At 45.5% G+C, this 18,453-nt stretch carries 14 protein-coding genes; 8 read left to right on the top strand and 6 right to left on the bottom strand.

Annotation, left to right across the window (positions count from 1 at the left end; translation table 11 throughout):
• Positions 1–83: 83 nt before the first annotated feature.
• The 3 genes from ACXAGX_RS14675 to ACXAGX_RS14665 all read right to left on the bottom strand — a co-directional run bounded on the left by ACXAGX_RS14675 (position 84) and on the right by ACXAGX_RS14665 (position 3,100).
• Positions 84–866, bottom strand: coding sequence for an alpha/beta fold hydrolase (locus ACXAGX_RS14675; protein ID WP_474839227.1), 783 nt, complete (start codon positions 864–866; stop codon positions 84–86).
• Between the two features lie 58 nt (positions 867–924).
• Positions 925–1,317 (bottom strand): H-NS histone family protein, encoded by a 393-nt coding sequence (locus ACXAGX_RS14670; protein WP_070127756.1) that lies wholly within the window; start codon positions 1,315–1,317, stop codon positions 925–927.
• Positions 1,318–1,456: 139 nt separating this feature from the next.
• Entirely contained in the window at positions 1,457–3,100 is a 1,644-nt protein-coding gene (locus tag ACXAGX_RS14665) for an electron transfer flavoprotein-ubiquinone oxidoreductase (RefSeq protein ID WP_474839225.1), read from the bottom strand.
• A gap of 226 nt (positions 3,101–3,326) precedes the next feature.
• On the opposite strand from ACXAGX_RS14665, the gene ACXAGX_RS14660 reads away from it, so the two are divergent.
• The gene (locus ACXAGX_RS14660) at positions 3,327–4,079 is read left to right on the top strand and encodes an electron transfer flavoprotein subunit beta/FixA family protein (protein ID WP_474839603.1); all 753 of its coding nucleotides are present in this window, start codon (positions 3,327–3,329) and stop codon (positions 4,077–4,079) included.
• On the top strand, positions 4,076–5,002 hold the full coding sequence (locus ACXAGX_RS14655) for an electron transfer flavoprotein subunit alpha/FixB family protein (protein WP_474839223.1): 927 nt from the start codon (positions 4,076–4,078) through the stop codon (positions 5,000–5,002). The genes ACXAGX_RS14660 and ACXAGX_RS14655 overlap by 4 nt, the downstream gene beginning before the upstream one ends.
• Positions 5,003–5,071: 69 nt before the next feature.
• Here the strand turns inward: ACXAGX_RS14655 and ACXAGX_RS14650 are convergent, their stop codons facing one another.
• A complete protein-coding gene (locus ACXAGX_RS14650; protein WP_474839221.1) occupies positions 5,072–5,380 on the bottom strand; it encodes an isoamylase early set domain-containing protein in 309 nt (102 codons plus the stop codon).
• Between the two features lie 332 nt (positions 5,381–5,712).
• Here ACXAGX_RS14650 and ACXAGX_RS14645 point away from each other — a divergent pair, with 332 nt between their 5' ends.
• From ACXAGX_RS14645 to ACXAGX_RS14630, 4 genes are all read left to right on the top strand, one after another.
• Positions 5,713–6,933 (top strand): efflux RND transporter periplasmic adaptor subunit, encoded by a 1,221-nt coding sequence (locus tag ACXAGX_RS14645; RefSeq protein ID WP_474839219.1) that lies wholly within the window; start codon positions 5,713–5,715, stop codon positions 6,931–6,933.
• The gene (locus ACXAGX_RS14640; RefSeq protein ID WP_474824734.1) at positions 6,926–10,093 is read left to right on the top strand and encodes an efflux RND transporter permease subunit; all 3,168 of its coding nucleotides are present in this window, start codon (positions 6,926–6,928) and stop codon (positions 10,091–10,093) included. The genes ACXAGX_RS14645 and ACXAGX_RS14640 overlap by 8 nt, the downstream gene beginning before the upstream one ends.
• A gap of 96 nt (positions 10,094–10,189) precedes the next feature.
• Positions 10,190–10,567 carry a hypothetical protein gene (locus ACXAGX_RS14635; protein WP_474824733.1) on the top strand — a complete coding sequence of 126 codons (378 nt, stop codon included), beginning with the start codon at positions 10,190–10,192 and terminating at the stop codon, positions 10,565–10,567.
• Between the two features lie 132 nt (positions 10,568–10,699).
• A complete protein-coding gene (locus ACXAGX_RS14630; RefSeq protein WP_474824732.1) occupies positions 10,700–11,863 on the top strand; it encodes a hypothetical protein in 1,164 nt (387 codons plus the stop codon).
• Positions 11,864–11,915: 52 nt separating this feature from the next.
• Here the strand turns inward: ACXAGX_RS14630 and ACXAGX_RS14625 are convergent, their stop codons facing one another.
• Positions 11,916–13,106, bottom strand: coding sequence for an amino acid aminotransferase (locus ACXAGX_RS14625; RefSeq protein WP_474824731.1), 1,191 nt, complete (start codon positions 13,104–13,106; stop codon positions 11,916–11,918).
• Positions 13,107–13,453: 347 nt separating this feature from the next.
• On the opposite strand from ACXAGX_RS14625, the gene ACXAGX_RS14620 reads away from it, so the two are divergent.
• Entirely contained in the window at positions 13,454–14,698 is a 1,245-nt protein-coding gene (locus tag ACXAGX_RS14620; RefSeq protein WP_474839217.1) for a cystathionine gamma-synthase family protein, read from the top strand.
• A gap of 463 nt (positions 14,699–15,161) precedes the next feature.
• On the opposite strand, the gene ACXAGX_RS14615 is transcribed toward ACXAGX_RS14620, so the two are convergent.
• Positions 15,162–15,698, bottom strand: coding sequence for a glutathione peroxidase (locus ACXAGX_RS14615; RefSeq protein WP_474839215.1), 537 nt, complete (start codon positions 15,696–15,698; stop codon positions 15,162–15,164).
• Positions 15,699–15,898: 200 nt separating this feature from the next.
• On the opposite strand from ACXAGX_RS14615, the gene ACXAGX_RS14610 reads away from it, so the two are divergent.
• Entirely contained in the window at positions 15,899–18,406 is a 2,508-nt protein-coding gene (locus ACXAGX_RS14610; RefSeq protein ID WP_474839213.1) for a prolyl oligopeptidase family serine peptidase, read from the top strand.
• The last annotated feature ends 47 nt before the right edge of the window (positions 18,407–18,453 follow it).

Below are 18,453 nucleotides of genomic sequence, written 5' to 3'. Positions count from 1 at the left end.
TAGTCCAAAATCGGCGCAAACTATAGCACACAATTTATCTCACTCGCAGTGAAATGAATGACATTTTTGCGCTATATCAGTTGTTATGGGCGCGCCAACTGTTTTTCAATAATCCGATTGAATGCATCTGGCTTTTCAGAGTGCAGCCAGTGTCCCACGCCTTCAATAACATGAGCACGTGCTTTTGGGAAATAATCAGCAATGGTGCCTTGCATATTCATATCGATGTAATCTGAATTACCCGCTTTGATAAACAATGTTGGCTTATCAAATACGGCATCAATAGTCTGCCAGCCAATAATTTCCTGATAATTTGCTTCCAGACCAGCAAGGTTAAATCGCCATTGCCAGTTTTTCTGCTCACCTTGATACAAGCTTTTCAACAGGAACTGTCGTACGCCCGCTTCCTGGATGAACGGTTTCATCGCTGCATCTGCGTCAGAGCGTTTGTTCACTGCACCGAGATCAACCGAATTCAGCCCTTTGAATATGTCGTCATGTCGCGGTTTGTAGGTCACTGGAGCGATATCTGCAACAATCAGCGAATCCAGCTCATTGGGATAACGCAGTGCAAACCGCATGGCCACTTTACCGCCAAGAGAATGACCAACGATAGCCACTTTCGATTTTTTGTATTGCTGAACAAGGGGAAGTAACGCATCCACACAGGCGTCGAGTGAAAACTTATCAATGTGTTTGGATTCACCGTGATCAAGCAGGTCGATGGTGAGTACATTCGTGGAATCGACAAAATGGCGTCTTACCACAGATAAATTATCCATGGTGCCAAATAGACCGTGAATAACGACTAAAAGTACATCGGAATCGTTTTTTTCAAAATAAGAGTAATTTAGCGGGGAGGGCATGTCATAACCTAAAAAAGGCGACCAATGTCGCCTTTGTAAATTAACGTAAATTTAGAAATTAGATCGCGTAATCTTCGAGAGATTTACCGCTTTCAAGGGCATCTTTGTATACGCGAGGCATACGACCGATACCTGTCCATGGATGCTCTTTACCATCGCTGTCTGTTAGCGTGTATTTAACAGGACGTTTCTTACCAGTAGATTTCTTTTCTGCAGGTGCGGATTCTAAATCACTAACATCAAGGCCAGCTTCTTGGAGCTGCTTCTGAATGTCTGCAATTTTTTGCAGTTTTTCTTGCTGTTCTTTCTGTTCTTCGAGATCTTTTTCTTTACGCTTCTCGATAATGTTGGTTAATTTTTCCTGTACAGATTCTAATTCGGCTGTGCTTAAATCCTTTACTGCACCTTGTAAACGTCTTCCGTGAGTTAAAATTTCTAAAAAGTCGCTCATTAATCAACCTTGTGTTAGTTTTCTATGTAATTAAACGGGTATTTAAATTTTAGTCTAAAAAAAGCAGCGTGACACTGCTTTTTTTATTTAATTCGATAAATACTCATAAAAAATGAGATAGATCACTATTTAAGAGCGCTTACATATTCGGATAGTTTGGACCGCCACCCCCTTCAGGTGTTACCCATTGAATATTTTGTGAAGGATCTTTAATGTCGCAGGTTTTGCAGTGAATACAGTTCTGTGCGTTTATTTGTAAAGTTTTGCTCGTGCCATCTTCTACTATTTCATAAACCCCCGCAGGGCAATAACGTTGCGCTGGCTCGTCAAACTTTGGCAAATTCACATTAATTGGAATTAATTCATCGGTGAGTTTAAGGTGACAAGGCTGATTTTCTTCGTGATTTGTATTCGACAGGTACACGGATGAAAGCTTATCGAAACTAAGAATGCCATCGGGTTTAGAGTACGTGTGAACTTCGCTATCTTGAATACTTTTCATTGAAACGTAATCTGCATTCCTGTCGGCAATTTCAAATTTTGAATTACCACTCAGTACATTCTGTTCAAAAGTATTAAATGCGCCGCCCCAGAATGCACCATATTTGTGAATTGCAGCACCAAAGTTTCTTGCACTATGTAGTTCATTAAATAACCAGCTTTGTTTAAATTGCTGGCTAAATTCTGCTTCTAACGACTGTTGGGAGCTTTGAGTCATTTGTTTAATTAGGGTGTCCGCGGCGAGCATACCGGATTTCATTGCCGTATGATTTCCTTTTATTTTAGAAAAATTCAAGGTACCCGCGTTACATCCCACCAACATACCGCCAGGAAAAGCCATTTCTGGTAAGGAATTAAAGCCGCCTTTCGCAATGGCTCTGGCACCATAAGAAACCCTTTTTCCATTTTCGAGATAGCGTTTAAATACAGGATGGTGTTTTAACTGTTGAAATTCATCAAAAGGACTCAAAGTTGGATTGGTGTAATTAAGGTCTACAATTAATCCGACAAATACCTGATTATCTTCGGCATGATATAAATAGCCGCCGCCAGTGGCTTCTGAAAGTGGCCAACCCGTGGTATGAATAACTTTGCCAGGTTGATGAAGCGCAGGATCGATATCCCATACTTCTTTAAATCCAAGCGCATAATGTTGAGGCTGGCTATCTTTATCTAAACTGAATTTTTCAATTAATTGCTTTCCCAGATGTCCCCGACAACCTTCGGCAAAAAGGGTATATTTTGCCCGCAGTTCCATGCCGGGCATAAACCCCTCTTTATGGCTACCGTCACTGGCAACGCCCATATCACCGGTAATCACACCGGCCACGGCGCCATTGTCATCATACAGAATGTCTGCTGCCGGAAAACCCGGGAAAATTTCTGCACCTAAGGCTTCCGCTTGTTCTGCCAGCCACCGACAAACATTACCCATAGATACAATGTAGTTCCCAGGGTTATGCATCGTGCGGGGAACAAGGCTGTTGGGGATTTTATGACTTCGCTGCTTATCACGAAGATAGTAAATATCATCTTCCGTTACCTGCACATGCAGTGGTGCATGTTTTTCTTTCCAGTCAGGAAACAGCGCATTTAATGCCGTTGTTTCAAATACAGCGCCGGAAAGAATATGCGCACCGACTTCTGAACCTTTTTCAACTACGCACACCGTCAGAGGTTCAGCTAAAGATGAAGCTTGCTGCATCAACCTGCACGCAGCAGAAAGGCCTGCTGGGCCAGCACCAACGATAACAACGTCAAATTCCATCGATTCTCTTTCCATGACTCCTCCGCATTGCTTGTTTTTGTAATCAGGTTGACGTTTACGTCAACAGAAAGTAAATTGCATGCTAAGTTTACGTTAACGTAAAGATAAAGTCAGGTAACAGAAAGAAGGCTTGCTTCGAAAAGTGGTAACAAATGCTGACAGTGCATTATTGCTTGTCGTTGAAGAAGTAAAGGCCCACACGTTAAATGGCGATAAATTAACCGACAGAATGGGGTGCAAAATGAAAATACTCGTTCCCGTAAAGCGCGTTGTGGACTACAACGTAAAGGTGCGTGTTAAAGCAGATGAATCCGGGGTTGATCTGACCAATGCTAAAATGGCGATGAATCCATTTTGCGAAATTGCAGTAGAAGAAGCGATTCGCCTGAAAGAAAAGGGCTTGGCTTCTGAAGTTGTGGTGGTTTCGATTGGAACAAAAGCCTGTCATGAGCAAATAAGAACGGCACTGGCGCTCGGGGCAGACCGGGGTATTCATGTTAACACCGAGCTGAGTCTTGATAGCTTACAGGTCGCAAAATTACTCAATAAGGTGGTTGAAAAAGAACAACCTGGATTGGTTATTCTGGGTAAACAAAGCATTGATTCAGACAATAACCAAACCGGACAAATGCTGGCTGCGTTGGCAGATATGCCGCAAGGTACTTTTGCCTCTGAAGTCTCTGTAGAAAATGACCAAATAACCGTAACCCGTGAAGTCGACGGCGGGTTGCAAACACTACGCCTTAATTTGCCTGCTGTGGTTACCACCGATTTGCGACTGAACGAACCCCGTTATGCCACGTTGCCGAATATTATGAAGGCCAAGCGTAAACCTCTGGATACCATCGAGGCAGATGAATTTGGAGTTTCACTGGTATCCAAAGTAAAAACCATAAAAGTCACGCCACCCGCTCAACGCAGTGCCGGGATTAAAGTGGCGGACGTGGCAGAACTGGTGGATAAACTGAAAAATGAAGCGAAGGTGATCTCATGAAAACACTGATTATTGCTGAACATGATAACCTGAGCCTGAAGCCGGAAACCGCAAGACTGGTATCGGCAGCCGCTAAGTTGGGCGGCGAGATTCATATTCTTGTTGCGGGTGAAAACTGTGTACCTGTAGCAGATGCAGCGGCGAAGCTTGAGTCTACGGCAAAGGTATTGTTAGCAGACGGTTCATCGTTAGGTCACCAGCTGGCGGAAGAAGTTACCGCATTGATAGTGACGTTGGCAGGCGATTACCGTCATATTCTGGCCGCCGCATCCACTACGGGCAAGAATATTATGCCAAGGGTGGCTGCAGTACTCGATGTTGCGCAGATTTCCGACATTATCGCCATTGAAGCGCCTAACCGGTTTGTTCGTCCAGTTTACGCTGGCAATGCCATTGCTACCGTTGAGTCAGATGAAACTCAGCACGTTATTACGGTGCGCACATCGGCATTCGAAGGTGCAGTAGAAGGAAATAGCGCACCTGTCGAGTCGGTGAATGTGCCAGCAGGCAAAGATAAATCGATGTTTATCAGTGCCGAAATCGCTAAATCGGAACGGCCTGAACTGACCGCGGCCAACGTGATTATTTCCGGCGGCCGGGGGATGCAAAATGGTGAAAACTTTAAACTGTTGGAAGCCATCGCTGACAAACTCGGTGCGGCCATTGGCGCGTCGAGAGCCGCGGTAGATGCGGGCTTTGTTGCAAATGATATGCAGGTGGGGCAAACCGGTAAAATCGTCGCCCCTGATTTGTACATTGCAGTAGGAATTTCTGGCGCCATTCAGCATTTGGCCGGGATGAAAGATTCCAAAGTCATTGTTGCGATAAACAAAGACGAAGAAGCCCCGATTTTTCAGGTCGCTGATTACGGGTTAGTAGGCGATTTATTTGAAATTCTGCCGGAACTGGAAAAAGCGCTTTAAACAGCGCTTTTTCAGTGAATCCGTTGAGGCTCCTGCATGATCAGGAGCTTTACCCGTGATTAATCGTATTTAAACTCTGACCACAGAGTTTTCTTCGAGAGAGACAGGGGAGGGAGTATAAGCGTCTGCTTCCCAATCATTTTCCCAAACATCATCATTTAACAAATAGCGGAACTGATACTCGCTGTCTGATTCCAACGTTACCGTTTGCGTAAAGTCACCGTTTTTCAGTTTCTTCATAGGCGTGACTTCTAAATCCCATTCGTTGAAATCGCCGATAAGCTTCGCGGTTTCTGCTTCCTTGGCTTCATTGGCATTTAATCTGAAAGTGACTTTGCAAGCTGGTTTAGATTTCAAATACTGTTTTTTTAGACTCATGGGATCCCTCGTGCTAAACGACTAATACCTATACAACTTAAGTCTAAAATATCAACAGTTCAAGATGTTTTGAAGATATTTTAACCGTATCAGCTTTTCGACGTTTTTTAGCGGCGAGCGACAGACAAAACCTGTGCATTAAAACGTCATTTATAGGCTATACATTATTTGTAACAGGTTTATAGATTTAGAAATAAAATTTAACAATCTAAAAGCAGTCAGCTTTACGGAAGGCGGTTACACTTAGCGCCATCATTATTATAAGGGTAATTTGCATTCTTCTTCAGGCTGCGTCTTTACCTGTCAAAACGATATCCCATAAAGGAAGCACCATGTCTAAAAGCGGTTGGGTCAGATCTATCGGACCATTACTTGTACTTTTAATCGCCGTATTGCTGGCCATCATTTTCATTGCATCGAAAAAGCCACCTGAGCAAAAAGAGGTGGTGACCAAAGATTTTCTGGTAGAAGCACAAGTCGTGAATCGTGAGGCAACCGCTTTTGTGGTGAGTTCACAGGGCAATGTGGTGCCAAAAAATCAGACACGAATTAGTGCCCAGGTAAGTGGTCAGGTTGTGTCGCTTGCAGACGTGTTTGAAGTGGGCGGCATGTTTAATAAAGGAGATGTTCTGGCGGTACTGGAACAAACCGATTATGAAACCGAATTAAAACTCGCTGAAGCTGAATTGGCGCAAGCTGTGGCAGCATTGCAAGAAGAGATTGCCCGCGGCAAGGTGGCTGAAACCGAATGGCGCTCGGTGAACTCCAAGGTTCCGCCAGAATTGGGCTTACGGAAACCGCAACTCGCCAGTGAGCAGGCGAACGTGAAAGCCGCAGAAGCCAAACTCGAAAGAGCACGTCGTAACCTCGACAGAACTGAAATTAAGGCGCCGTACAACGGTATTGTGATTGCTCGCAATATCGACCTGGGGCAATTTGTATCATCGGGGAGCGAAGTCGGTACGCTGTATTCCACTGATGTGGCGGAAGTGCGTTTACCGATTACGGAATCTGAATTGGCGTATATTGATTTGCAAGCTGAATTAGCCAACAACACTGAGGTTGTGCTTTCAGCTAAAGTGGCAGGACAACGACAACACTGGCAAGCTAAATTAATGCGTACCGAAGGTATTCTCGATTCAGGCAGTCGGGTTATTTATGCCGTTGCTCAGATCAACGACCCGTACAATATGAATAAAGATCCTGCCCGCGCCACACTGCGATTTGGCCAGTTTGCTGAGGCAGAGATAACAGGCACACAGTCACAACCCCTTTATGTACTTCCTCGCAGTGTCTTACGACTAGACAATTCTATTCTCACTGTTTCTGATGAGAACACGCTACAAATAAACGACGTTGAAGTGATTCGTGCCACCGCTAAACATGTGTATATCAACGACGGGTTACCCGAACAGCCAAAAGTGGTATTCAGTGTAGTGCCAAACCCTTATGAAGGCATGAAAGTGAGAATTTCTGGCGAAGAACTCCAGCAGGAAAACGATACCGACGCTGACGCTATTGAACTGAATGTTACAGGTGGTAGCGATGAGTAGAGTTGACACGCAAAAAGGCGTCATTGCCTGGTTCGCAAGAAACAGTGTAGCGGCGAACTTATTGATGATCATATTGATCATCGGCGGCATTTTTTCAGCCCTTTCAATTCAGAAACAGGTTTTTCCGGCCTTTGAAATTAACGTGATTAACGTTCGAGTGCCTTATCTGGGTGCCGCCCCACAGGAAGTGGAAGAGGGTGTCATCCTTAAAATCGAAGAAGCCATCAAAGAAGTTGAAGGTATTAAGCAGATTAACTCAACCGCCGTGGAAGGCATGGGCACGGTAAGTATTGAGGTGGAAGACGACTACGACGTACAGGATGTGATGGACGAGGTAAAAGTGCTCGTCGACGCCATTCCCAGTTTTCCTAACAATACCGAAAAGCCCGTGGTATACCGTCAAAAAATTCAGCAGGACGTTATATGGGTGTCGGTGTACGGTGATGCCAGCGAGCGTGAGCTAAAAGAATTTGCCAAAAGCATGCGAGATGACATTGCAAATTTGCCGGGTATTTCAAGCGTGTCTGTTGAAGGTGCCCGTGACTATGAAGTGTCTATTGAACTGTCTGAAGTTGCATTGCAAAAATATAGCCTGACATTTTCAGAAGTTGTAAATGTGGTACGTGCTTCTAGTGTTGATTTACCTGGTGGCTCGATAAAAACGGAAAATGGCGACATTCTGCTGCGCACCAAAGGGCAGGCTTACCGCGGCGACGAATTCGCCCGTATCATTCTGCTCACCGACAGCAACGGCAGTCGGGTGACCTTAGGTGATGTGGCTGAGATCAACGACGGTTTTGTTGAAGACAATCAATTCTCTGAGTTTGATCACAAAGATGCAGTGCATATTCGCGTTCGTGCCGTGGGCGATCAAAACGCATTAGAAATTTCCAAGCAGGTTAATCAATACCTCGACGAAAACCGCGACAGCTTCCCGGGGAATATTTCAGCCGATTCGTGGGGTGACAGTTCGTTTTATTTAGCAGACCGCTTAAATATGATGTTGTCGAACATGTTCTTCGGCGCTTTATTGGTGTTTATCGTGCTGTCGTTGTTCCTGAAAATTAAACTGGCGTTCTGGGTGATATGGGGGCTACCCGTGTGCTTCTTAGGCACGTTGCTGGTGATGCCAACAGACGCTATCGATGTCTCTATCAATATGTTGAGTTTGTTTGCGTTTATTCTGGTGCTCGGGATTGTGGTGGATGATGCCATTATCATGGGAGAATCCGCGTATTCGGAAATAGATAAAAAAGGCCACTCTACCGAGAACGTGATTGTCGGCGTGAAGAAAGTGGCAATGCCTGCCACCTTCGGCGTATTAACCACGGTAGCTGCGTTTACCCCAATGGTTCTGGTTTCCGGACCAATGGGCGTAATTTGGAATACAATCGGGTGGGTGGTGATTGTTTGCTTACTTTTCTCTTTGTTGGAATCCAAACTTATCCTACCTGCTCACTTGGCACACATGAAGCTCAAGCCTTACGACCCGGCAAAAGCGAATCGTTTCCAGCGTTTCAGAGACTTCTTTGCTGAAGGCATTAAAACCTTTGTCGACAAAAAGTATGCGCCGTTTTTACGCAAAGCTATTCATTATCGTTATTTAACGCTGTCTGTATTTGTGGCAATGATGATCCTCACCATTGGTCTGTTTGCGGGTGGCTTGGTTCGCTTTGTGTTTTTCCCCAATATTCCCAGCGATTTTATGCAGGCTTCCTTCGAGCTTGAGCCTGGTTCGTCAATCCAGCAGCGTGACCAAACTCTCAATACGCTTCTCGAAGCCATGAGCCGTATGGATAAAACCATCACTGACGAAACTGGTGCCGCCATCGTCAAACATGCCGTAGCATTTGACAGCGGTTCCACAGGGGGTGAGATCTTCGTGGAACTGACCAAAGGTGAAAGCCGTGAAATGAAGGACTTTGAGATCCATCAACGCTGGCGTGATGAGCTGCCTGAAATACCTGGAATGAAAACACTGGATATCGGCGCTGGCGGTGGGTTCGGCGGCGGTGCCGACCTCAGTTTTGAATTTACTTCGTCCAATATCGACGCGTTACGGTCTATCAGTGCTGAGTTAAAACAGCGTTTGTCGACCTTTGAAGGTGTAACCGATATTAATGATACCTTTGCTGGGGGCAGTGATGAAATTCAGCTATCACTGACACCACAGGCAGATGCGTTGGGTATTTCGCTGCAGCAACTTGGACAGCAGGTAAGATACGGCTTCTACGGCGCTGAGGTGCAACGTATTCAGCGTGATGAAGAAGAAGTGAAGGTGATGGTGCGCTATCCCAAAGAAGAGCGTTCCTCTATCAGTCATTTGCAAGAAATGCGAGTACGCGCGGCAAATGGCGATGATATTCCGTTCGAAGAAGTGGGCGAGATCTCCCTGGGCAAAGGGTACGACTCGATTCTTCGGGTTGATGGAAATCGCTCGGTTACGGTTACCGCCAAAGTGAATAAAGATCTCATTGAGCCGGGTGAAATTACCCGTGAAGTCACGATGACCATTGTGCCAGATTTACTTGAACGCTATCCACGGGTGAATTTTAAGTTACAAGGTAACTCAAAAGAGGAAGCAGACGCTATGTTGGGGCTTGCGCAGGGGCTTATCTTCGCGCTGTTTGCGATATATGCGCTGTTAGCCATTCCTCTGAAGTCTTATAGCCAGCCGTTTATTATCATGTCGGTTATTCCATTTGGCATTGTTGGCGCTATTTTTGGCCACCTGGTACTCGGCTTGGCGGTGAGTGTATTGTCGATATGCGGCATTATTGCGTTATCTGGCGTAGTGGTAAACGACAGCCTTATTATGGTTGATTTTGTAAACCGGGCACGACAAGAAGGGCACCGATTGATTGATGCTGCCGTTCAGGCAGGAACACAACGTTTCCGCGCCATTGTATTAACGTCATTGACTACCTTTATGGGCTTAATGCCCATCGTGGCAGAAAAAAGTTTACAGGCACAAATTGTTATCCCGATGGCAGTATCGCTGGCATTCGGTATTTTATTTGCCACTGTGATTACTTTGTTGCTGGTGCCTTGTCTGTACATGATGATGCACGACGTACGCAACTTGCTACGTGGCCGCAAAAAACAACAGCATGTGGGGCATTATCAGCCGAGCGACCCGCAAGCGGTCGATCAGCAATAAATTAAAAAAAGCCCGATTCGGGCTTTTTTTATACAATTTGCTTGATATGTGTTCGTTTATACAGTACTGTTTACCTGTACAGTATTTGGAGGTGTTATGAACACAGGCCTAAAAACTATCGACAATTTAATCCATTCCTTTGGTGTTCGCACTGAGGAAGGTGAAGATAAATCTCAATCACTTACCACATTTTGTGGTGGCGATTTTCGGGTTAACACCGTGAAAATGCCGTTTTGCATTATGCAGAAGATTTTGCAGACACCACAAGAAAAGCAGTTGCGTTTATTGCAGTGGTTTTTACCTCACAAGCAAGCCCGGCTAGCCAGTTTTCTCATTGATGAATCCGGCGCTGTGATCGAGCAGGTGTATTTCCAGCGTGATGCCAGGCATGTCGAGGCTTGCCGTCGAATTCAAAAAATGGTCAGCCGAACGTATCGGCAGATTGCTGATACGCCAAGCGTGCTCGCGGCCTAATTTCCCCGCTACCTGGCCTTCGACCCAACGGGGCGGGTAGCTTTTTTCCCTTTATTTCAGGGCATTCCGTGCAAGATTGCTTTTCAGAAGCTATACCTTAGTTGATATGGCAAAAATGCACCGGAGGCACCGTTGAATTTACTCGTCGTCGAACCCGATGAGATACAGGCAGAAATACATCAGTTGTCATTGTCGGATATCTTCACCGTTGATATAGCAAACTCCTTTGCTCAGGCTAAATCTATGCTTGAGCAAAAAAGTTATTTGATTGTGGTGAGTGAATGGGAAATTGGCGGTGAAGTGGCAGTCTGCCTGGTACCCGAGAAATCCGATCCAGATACCATCACCACGCCTGCTGTTGTCGTTGTCAGTCACATTAAAGACGAAGAAGTCATGGTAGACGCGTACAAACAGGGGGTGGCTTACTATTTTACTAAGCCATATAACGTTGTACCGCTGCATGAAACCCTGGTGGCCATTCAAAGTCAGTCTGAAACGCTAAAACGTTTAAAGCTGAGTAATGAGCAAACAGAACTCGCTTCCCGGCAAGCCGTTAATCAGGCTGCACTTTATAGTATGGGAATGGGGTTATTATCACATCTCAATGAAGCTGAGGATGTCAGTGATATTGCGCGCATTACCTTGTCGGCCTTGAAAGAGCGGGGCATTTACGCCTGCCTGGAGTTCCGTCATCAAAACAGGCCATTGTATTTTGATAATCGCGCCGGAGGTTGCGACGAAACCACAGTAAAAGTATTTACCACGCTGCGCAAACAAGGCCCGGTGTTCTGCTTCGGTGAGCGAGTAATGTTTAACGCGGAGCATGTTTCATTGCTTGTTAAACAGGTAGCATCTGCAGAGCTTGTCAGTCAGAGTTTGCTTATTGATTTGGGCACTAAACTGCTTCCCGCGTTGAATATGTGTTTTCTGGCCTGGATGCAGGAGCATGCACTTAAAGAATCGAACCATGATATTGTACAAATGAAAAATCATCTACACGATGCCTTTCTTTCAAGCCGAGCAGGTAGTCTTGCATTGAGCGAAGCTGTTGCAAGTAAAGTGTTAGAAAATCCATCGTTCAGTGAATTAAAGCCCAACTTAAGAAAAGATCTGGTAGAGATTGTTCAGCAGGAACTTAAAACCAGTAATACGGAAGACGCTTTTATCAATCTCGAATCCCTTGCTGCAGGAATTATTGGCAGAATGGAAACCCGGCTACGGGCATTCTCCATCCATCCACGTGATTTCGGACAAACCGAAATAGACGATGAACTTAGCGGGTTAGAGTATTTTTAAATAAAAAAGGGTGACACAATGTCACCCTTTTCGTTTTCATCACTGTCTTAAATCACAGTACTGAAATCAGTGCTTTTGCTAGCGTATCAACGTTGTTTTGGTTAATACCTGCAACGTTAATTCGGCTTGAATCCACAAAGTAAACCGCGTGCTTCGCACGAATCTCGCGAACTTGCTCTGGGGTAATACACAAGTAAGAGAACATCCCTTTCTGCGTATTTAAGAAGCTGAAATCTTTATCTGCACCATTTTCGGTAAGTTTATCTACTAGCATCGTACGCAGTGAAGACATACGGTTACGCATTTCATTCACTTCTGTCATCCACTCGTTTTTCAGTGCCGTGTCAGCCAGAATGATATCTACCAGAGCGCCGCCCCAGCTTGGTGGCATAGAGTAGATTGCTCGGGCTACAGACTGAATTTGTCCTTGAGCAATTTTGCGGGTTGCTGAATCGTTAGTAACGATTGCAGCTAAACCTGTGCGCTCGCGGTACAGACCAAAGTTCTTTGAGCAAGATGCAGCAATGATAACTTCTGGCAGGTTTTCAGCGAGCAAACGGATACCGTAAGCATCTTCTTCCAGGCCGTCACCAAAACCTAGGTAAGCAACGTCAATAAATGGCAGGAAACCACGTTCTTGTGCCAGAACCAGGATTTCATCCCACTGTGCGTTAGTTAAGTCAGCCCCCGTTGGGTTGTGGCAGCAACCGTGAAGTAACACGATGTCGCCTTTGCCCGTTTGCTTAAGGGTTTCCATCATTGCGTCGAAATTGATACCCGCGGCTTCTTTATCGAAATACGGATAGGTTTTAATTTCGAGGCCAGCTGAACCAATCAGTGGAATGTGGTTGGCCCACGTAGGATCGCTCACCCAGCATTTCAGATTGTCGCCGCAACGTGCAAGTAGTTCAGAAAGAATGCGCAAAGAGCCACAACCACCTGGTGCCATTACAGCCGCTACACGGTCAGCCATCATCACTTTGCTGTTTTCGCCCAGCAACAGTTTCAGCAGGCCGTCGATAAAACCTTGATGACCTTGTGGCGTGATATAGGTTTTAGTGGTTTCTCTTTCTAACAGAATATTCTGGGCTTTAGCCACAGAAGACATGATAGGAGTTTTGCCTTGCTCATCTTTATAAACGCCAACACCTAAATCAATCTTAGCCGGATTTGTATCTTCACGGAAAGAGGCGGATAAACCAAGAATTGGATCTGGGGATAGTTGGGGTAACACTTCAAACACGATAGTTCCTCACGTTGCGTGATAATTAAGCGAGGACGGCATTATGCCACTGCCCGCGCAAAATACGAGACTTAATAACAATTTTTATGCTGACAATTTGGAATAAAACATAATGTATAGACGAATTTATTGAAATAGCACGGTTAATCACATGCTGTATTTTTACCTCTAAGCGTATACTTGCACTCATAGTCTGAATTGACACTGGGCGAAAGCCGCTGATTAAGTTAATATTCAGTCCCACTGGCATAGTCACTTGTGCTGTTTGCGTTCTGCCCCCGGACACTACTCATCATCTTCGAAGTGATTCTGCACAATCCAATACCATTCAAACGTGGAGTTTCAGCGTGAATAAACAGGGATTCACTACCCGTCAGGTCCATGCCGACCGTGTGCTTAACAAACCAGCTGATGGCACCGTACATACGGCGACTACCAATTCTGTACTTTATGCCTTCGATGATGCGCAGGGCATCATTGACGTGTTTCAGGGCAAAGTTCTCGGCCACGTTTATTCTCGTTCGTCTTCGCCATCAATTGCTTCATTGCAGAATATTCTTAATGAGCTTGAGGGCGGTGTAGGGGCGGTGTGCTTTGCAACGGGTATGGCAGCCATCAGTGGGACGTTATTGTCTCTCTTAAAAGCCGGTGACCATATTATTATGAGTCAGTACCTGTTTGGTAATACCCGCTGCTTTGCCGACACCATGGCCGATTTAGGTATTCAGATTAGCTTTGCGGATGTGACATCAGTAGACGATGTAAAAGCGCTCTATCAACCGAATACCCGTGCCGTGTTTTCCGAAACGGTTGCGAACCCGGCAACACAGGTGGCAGATGTACAGGCCATCGGTCAATTCTGTAAAGAAAAGTCGCTGTTATTTATTCTCGATAATACCATGACCCCGCCGCCGCTGTTTGATGCCAAAGCCGCCGGTGCCTCTATGGTGATTTCTTCGCTGACTAAGTATGTATCTGGTCACGGGAATGTCCTTGGTGGCGTAGTAGTCGATTTAGGTACTTTCGACTGGACGCAATTTCCAAATATCAAATCCAATTACCAGGTGGCAGATACCGCGCAATGGGGTTTGATGCAGGTGAAGAAGAAAGGGCTGCGCGACATGGGGGCGACACTTGCACCAGCGTCAGCTGTTACCATTGCTACAGGCTTGGAAACGTTGGCGTTGCGCATGAACAGAAACTGTGAAAACGCCATGAAGTTGGCGACTTTCCTGGATAATCATCCGTTAGTCGAGAAAGTGCATTATCCGGGCTTGTCTGAGCATCCTCAGCACTTTATTGCCCGCGAAATCATGCACGGTGGCTACGGTGCAATACTTAGCGTAGATTTAGTCGACCGTATCAGCCCACGTGATTTCATTAATGCCCTTGAGTTGGTGATTTGTGCAACGCATCTTGGCGACAATCGCACACTGGCGCTACCCGTTGCCTCAACAATTTTTTATGAGAATGGACTGGAAGAACGCCAGAAGATGGGGATTTCCGAAGGCATGATTAGACTGTCTGTTGGTATTGAAGAGACCGATGATCTGGTTAATGACTTTAAACAGGCATTCAGCAAATTTTCTTAATAGAACTGTTTAATTCAGTGGCGTGATAACACTATCGCGCCACGCTGCTCAGATTTGTAAATATGTGGTTATTTTAGAAGCTATATTGCTACAACTCTGTTAAGCTGATTTCAGCAAGTAAGCGGATAGTCGTTTTTCTCGTTTGGCGTTTTGGCGAACTTCGATACCGGGTGATGTTTGATAGTCCGCTGCTTGCTTCACTTCTCTTAATTCTTATATTTTATTCTCATTCTATTTCAACTACTTAAGAAATAATTCAGCCCGATATGAGAAATATTTCAAAATTTTTCTGAAAAAATTGAACTAAAGAATAATACCATTGACTAAATTAATGCAGTTAGCAATTAACGTTAAGGGAGAGCTTAACAGCTTATAACGTTACCGCTAAAGTGTGTTCCAAGTTGAGTGTGCTTGATTGCCCCGCAGATTCTGCGGGGCTTTTTTATGGGCGATGCAAAGAGAATTACATGGCCGCTTCGATATCGGCAACCAGTTTATCGTCGGAAGGTTTCACGCGACTGCCATAATGCTTAACAATTTTTCCGTTTTTATCTACCAGGTATTTATTGAAGTTCCAGCTTGGCTCTTCACCCGTTGCATTGGTTAGCATGCGATAGAGTGGGTCCTGATCGTCGCCGGTCACAACGGTAGGCTCGAACATGGGAAACTTCACACCGTACGTCAATTCACATAATTCAGCGGTTTTTCCTTCATCGTTGGCTTCTTGGTTGAAATCGTGCGAGGGAAATCCAAGAATCGCAAAATTCTGATCTTTATACTTATCATACATTGCCTCAAGGCCTTCAAACTGTGGCGTGAAACCACAATAGCTTGCAGTGTTTACGATAAGTAACGCCTTGCCCTGGTATGCTTCACAGAGGTTGACGGTTTCCTGGGAGTTCAGTTTACGCTTTACGAATTTAAGTACAGAAGGGCAGGAATCTGCAATCGCTGACCCTGAAAGCATGGCGAGCGTGGCGAACAAAAGTGTTTTTTTCATAATATCCTCAATGATGTGAAGGAAGTGTCGCACAGTCTCAGCAAAGCGGAAACCGCTGTGGCGGTTGGGTTGACTAACCCGACTTTACACCGTTAGGCTGGGATGATCTCACAAGTTAATTCGATGAATCCCGCTGTCGAACATGGCTTGTTGCGTATAATTAACCTGCTTATAAATAACATACTAAAGACAGATCTATAATGAAAAAAATGTTAAGCCTCGTAATTGCAGCTACTTTAGGTGGCTCAGTCTCTGGTTGTGCGTCTACGACTAGTGAAACACACCCTGTTGCTACTTCTACCTCTGTGCAATCGCCAGCACCGGCTGCAGTGGTAAATCCAATTGTTGAAAATACGCATTCTGATGGCACGATTACCCTTAAGAAAATCATGTCTGATCCGCAGTGGATGGGACGTTCACCCAGTCGTCCTGGATGGAACCTAGATGGCAGCAAACTGGTGTATGAACAGGAGCGTGAAAATAGCCATTTGCGTGATGTGTATACCGCGTCTATTAATAATCCTGGCAATGCTGAGCAAGTACCACTTTCAGAGCAGTATCTTTATCGATTCGATGAGAAGACCACCAATGCTGACGGTACCGTTACCGCATTTCGAGTTGGCGACAGCCTGTTTGTGAAACGCAACGGTCAACCGCTTGAACAGTTAGTACGTGGCGGCGAGTCGCTGCGTGCGTTACGTTTTATGACCGATGGTCGACTGATGTTCTCAGCAGGTTCACATATCGTCGCCATCGATTTAGACAACGGTAAACGTGAACAGCTTATGGAGTGGAAGTTTGCAGATAAACCCGAAGCGGTATCTGCGCCGAACGATTACATCGCAGAAGAGCAGCTTTCGCTCATTCGTTACCTTGATAAAAAGCGCAAGCAACGTCAGGCTTCCGCTGACCGCACCGAAACCCTTAAGCAAGTCAGTCCGGCATTTGTCGCTGAGCCTGTTTATTTTGAAAAAGGTGACAGGTTGGTCACGGCATCGGTATCGCCAAATGGCCAATATGCTGTAGTAGTGACAACGAAAGATGTGCCTTATCGTGATGAAACTGACATCATGCCGCACTACATTCAAGAAGATGCACGCATCAAACCGGTTCGTGCCCGGGCACGTGTGGCCGATGTAAAGTCGGCTAATCACGATGCCTGGCTGGTGAACCTGAAAACCAATAAGAAAACGAAACTGTCTTATGTGAGTCTGCCTGGCTACAACGATGATGTGCTGGCTGCTGTAAAAACAGAAAATGCCAAAGCCAAAGGTGAGGACTACCAGGTTAATCGTTTGCCTCGTGACATTACCCTGATGAGCAGTTGGGATGCCAACAACCCTTCTGTGAGTTGGAGTAACGACGGCAACGGGTTAGCGCTAATGCTGGAAGCCTGGGATAATAAAGATCGTTGGATTGTTACTGTCGATTTTGACAACGCAAAGCTGGTCACGCAGGAAAGGCTTCACGACGATGCTTGGATCAACTATAGCCACAATAGAATGGGTTGGTTGAATCATTCTAATACCTTGTATTATCAGTCGGAAAAAGATGGCTATTCGCATCTTTATGTTCAGCAACCTGGGCAAACAGCACGCCAATTAACTGCGGGGAAATTCGTAGTCGAAGACCTTACCTTATCTGACGATGATAAGTATGTTTATTACCGTGCAAATAAGAAACATCCTGGAATCTACGAAATTTACCGTGTGAACGTAGAGACCGGTGCGAGTGAAGCGCTTACTGAACTAAACGGTATGACGGATTACGTGTTAAGTCCGGATCAACAAACATTACTGTTGACGCACAGTAAGGTTAATCGTCCACCAGAGCTGTATATAAAGAAAGTGGGGCAAACCGCCGCAGCGAAAAAAATCACCGATACTATCAGCGACGAGTTCTTGTCTATGCCTTGGGCAACGCCACAAGTGGTCGCCATTCCATCCAGTCATACTGACCAGCCCATTTACGCCCGCGTCTATTTGCCAAACGACACTGCTTCAATGAGCGAAAATGCAGGCGCGAAAAAACGTGCCGTGGTGTTTAACCATGGTGCTGGTTATTTGCAAAATGCTCACCTTGGATGGTCGGGATACTTCCGCGAATACATGTTTAACAGCATGCTTGTGCAGCAAGGCTATGTGGTGATGGACATGGATTACCGCGCCTCTAAAGGCTACGGCCGAGACTGGCGTACCGCGATTTATCGTCAAATGGGGAAACCTGAAGTAGAAGATCTTAACGATGGCGTTAATTGGCTGATTGAAAATGCCAACGTCGACCGCGGAAGAATTGGTACATACGGTGGTTCCTATGGCGGGTTCCTGACCTTTATATCTATGTTTACCGATCCTGATTTGTTTGCAGCCGGTGCAGCGCTACGTCCAGTAACTGACTGGGCTCACTATAACGCGCCGTATACTGCTAACATCCTCAATACGCCAGATGTCGATCCACTCGCATTTGAACGAAGCTCGCCCATCTACTTTGCTGAAGGGCTACAGAATCCATTGCTGATCATATCTCCTATGGTCGATGACAATGTGTTTTTCCAGGATTCTGTTCGTTTGGTGCAGCGCCTTATCGAGCTAGAGAAGCAGAACTTTGAAACGGCGATATATCCCGTAGAGCCTCATGGTTTTGTACAACCAAGTTCTTGGTTAGACGAATACCGTCGGATCTACAAATTGTTTGAGACAAATCTGTAATTCACCGCACCCAGGATAGCTGTTGTCGATGACAGCTATCCTCTTCA

Source organism: Alteromonas sp. ABV4_515 (assembly GCF_056160345.1).
Note: the sequence above shows the minus strand (reverse complement) of the source record. Positions and strands in the feature narration are given on the sequence as shown.

Coding starts and splice junctions, on each gene's coding strand:
- ACXAGX_RS14675 (WP_474839227.1), bottom strand. CDS start 866: ATGCCCTCCCCGCTAAATTACTCTTATTTTGAAAAAAACGATTCCGAT.
- ACXAGX_RS14670 (WP_070127756.1), bottom strand. CDS start 1,317: ATGAGCGACTTTTTAGAAATTTTAACTCACGGAAGACGTTTACAAGGT.
- ACXAGX_RS14665 (WP_474839225.1), bottom strand. CDS start 3,100: ATGGAAAGAGAATCGATGGAATTTGACGTTGTTATCGTTGGTGCTGGC.
- ACXAGX_RS14660 (WP_474839603.1), top strand. CDS start 3,327: ATGAAAATACTCGTTCCCGTAAAGCGCGTTGTGGACTACAACGTAAAG.
- ACXAGX_RS14655 (WP_474839223.1), top strand. CDS start 4,076: ATGAAAACACTGATTATTGCTGAACATGATAACCTGAGCCTGAAGCCG.
- ACXAGX_RS14650 (WP_474839221.1), bottom strand. CDS start 5,380: ATGAGTCTAAAAAAACAGTATTTGAAATCTAAACCAGCTTGCAAAGTC.
- ACXAGX_RS14645 (WP_474839219.1), top strand. CDS start 5,713: ATGTCTAAAAGCGGTTGGGTCAGATCTATCGGACCATTACTTGTACTT.
- ACXAGX_RS14640 (WP_474824734.1), top strand. CDS start 6,926: ATGAGTAGAGTTGACACGCAAAAAGGCGTCATTGCCTGGTTCGCAAGA.
- ACXAGX_RS14635 (WP_474824733.1), top strand. CDS start 10,190: ATGAACACAGGCCTAAAAACTATCGACAATTTAATCCATTCCTTTGGT.
- ACXAGX_RS14615 (WP_474839215.1), bottom strand. CDS start 15,698: ATGAAAAAAACACTTTTGTTCGCCACGCTCGCCATGCTTTCAGGGTCA.
- ACXAGX_RS14610 (WP_474839213.1), top strand. CDS start 15,899: ATGAAAAAAATGTTAAGCCTCGTAATTGCAGCTACTTTAGGTGGCTCA.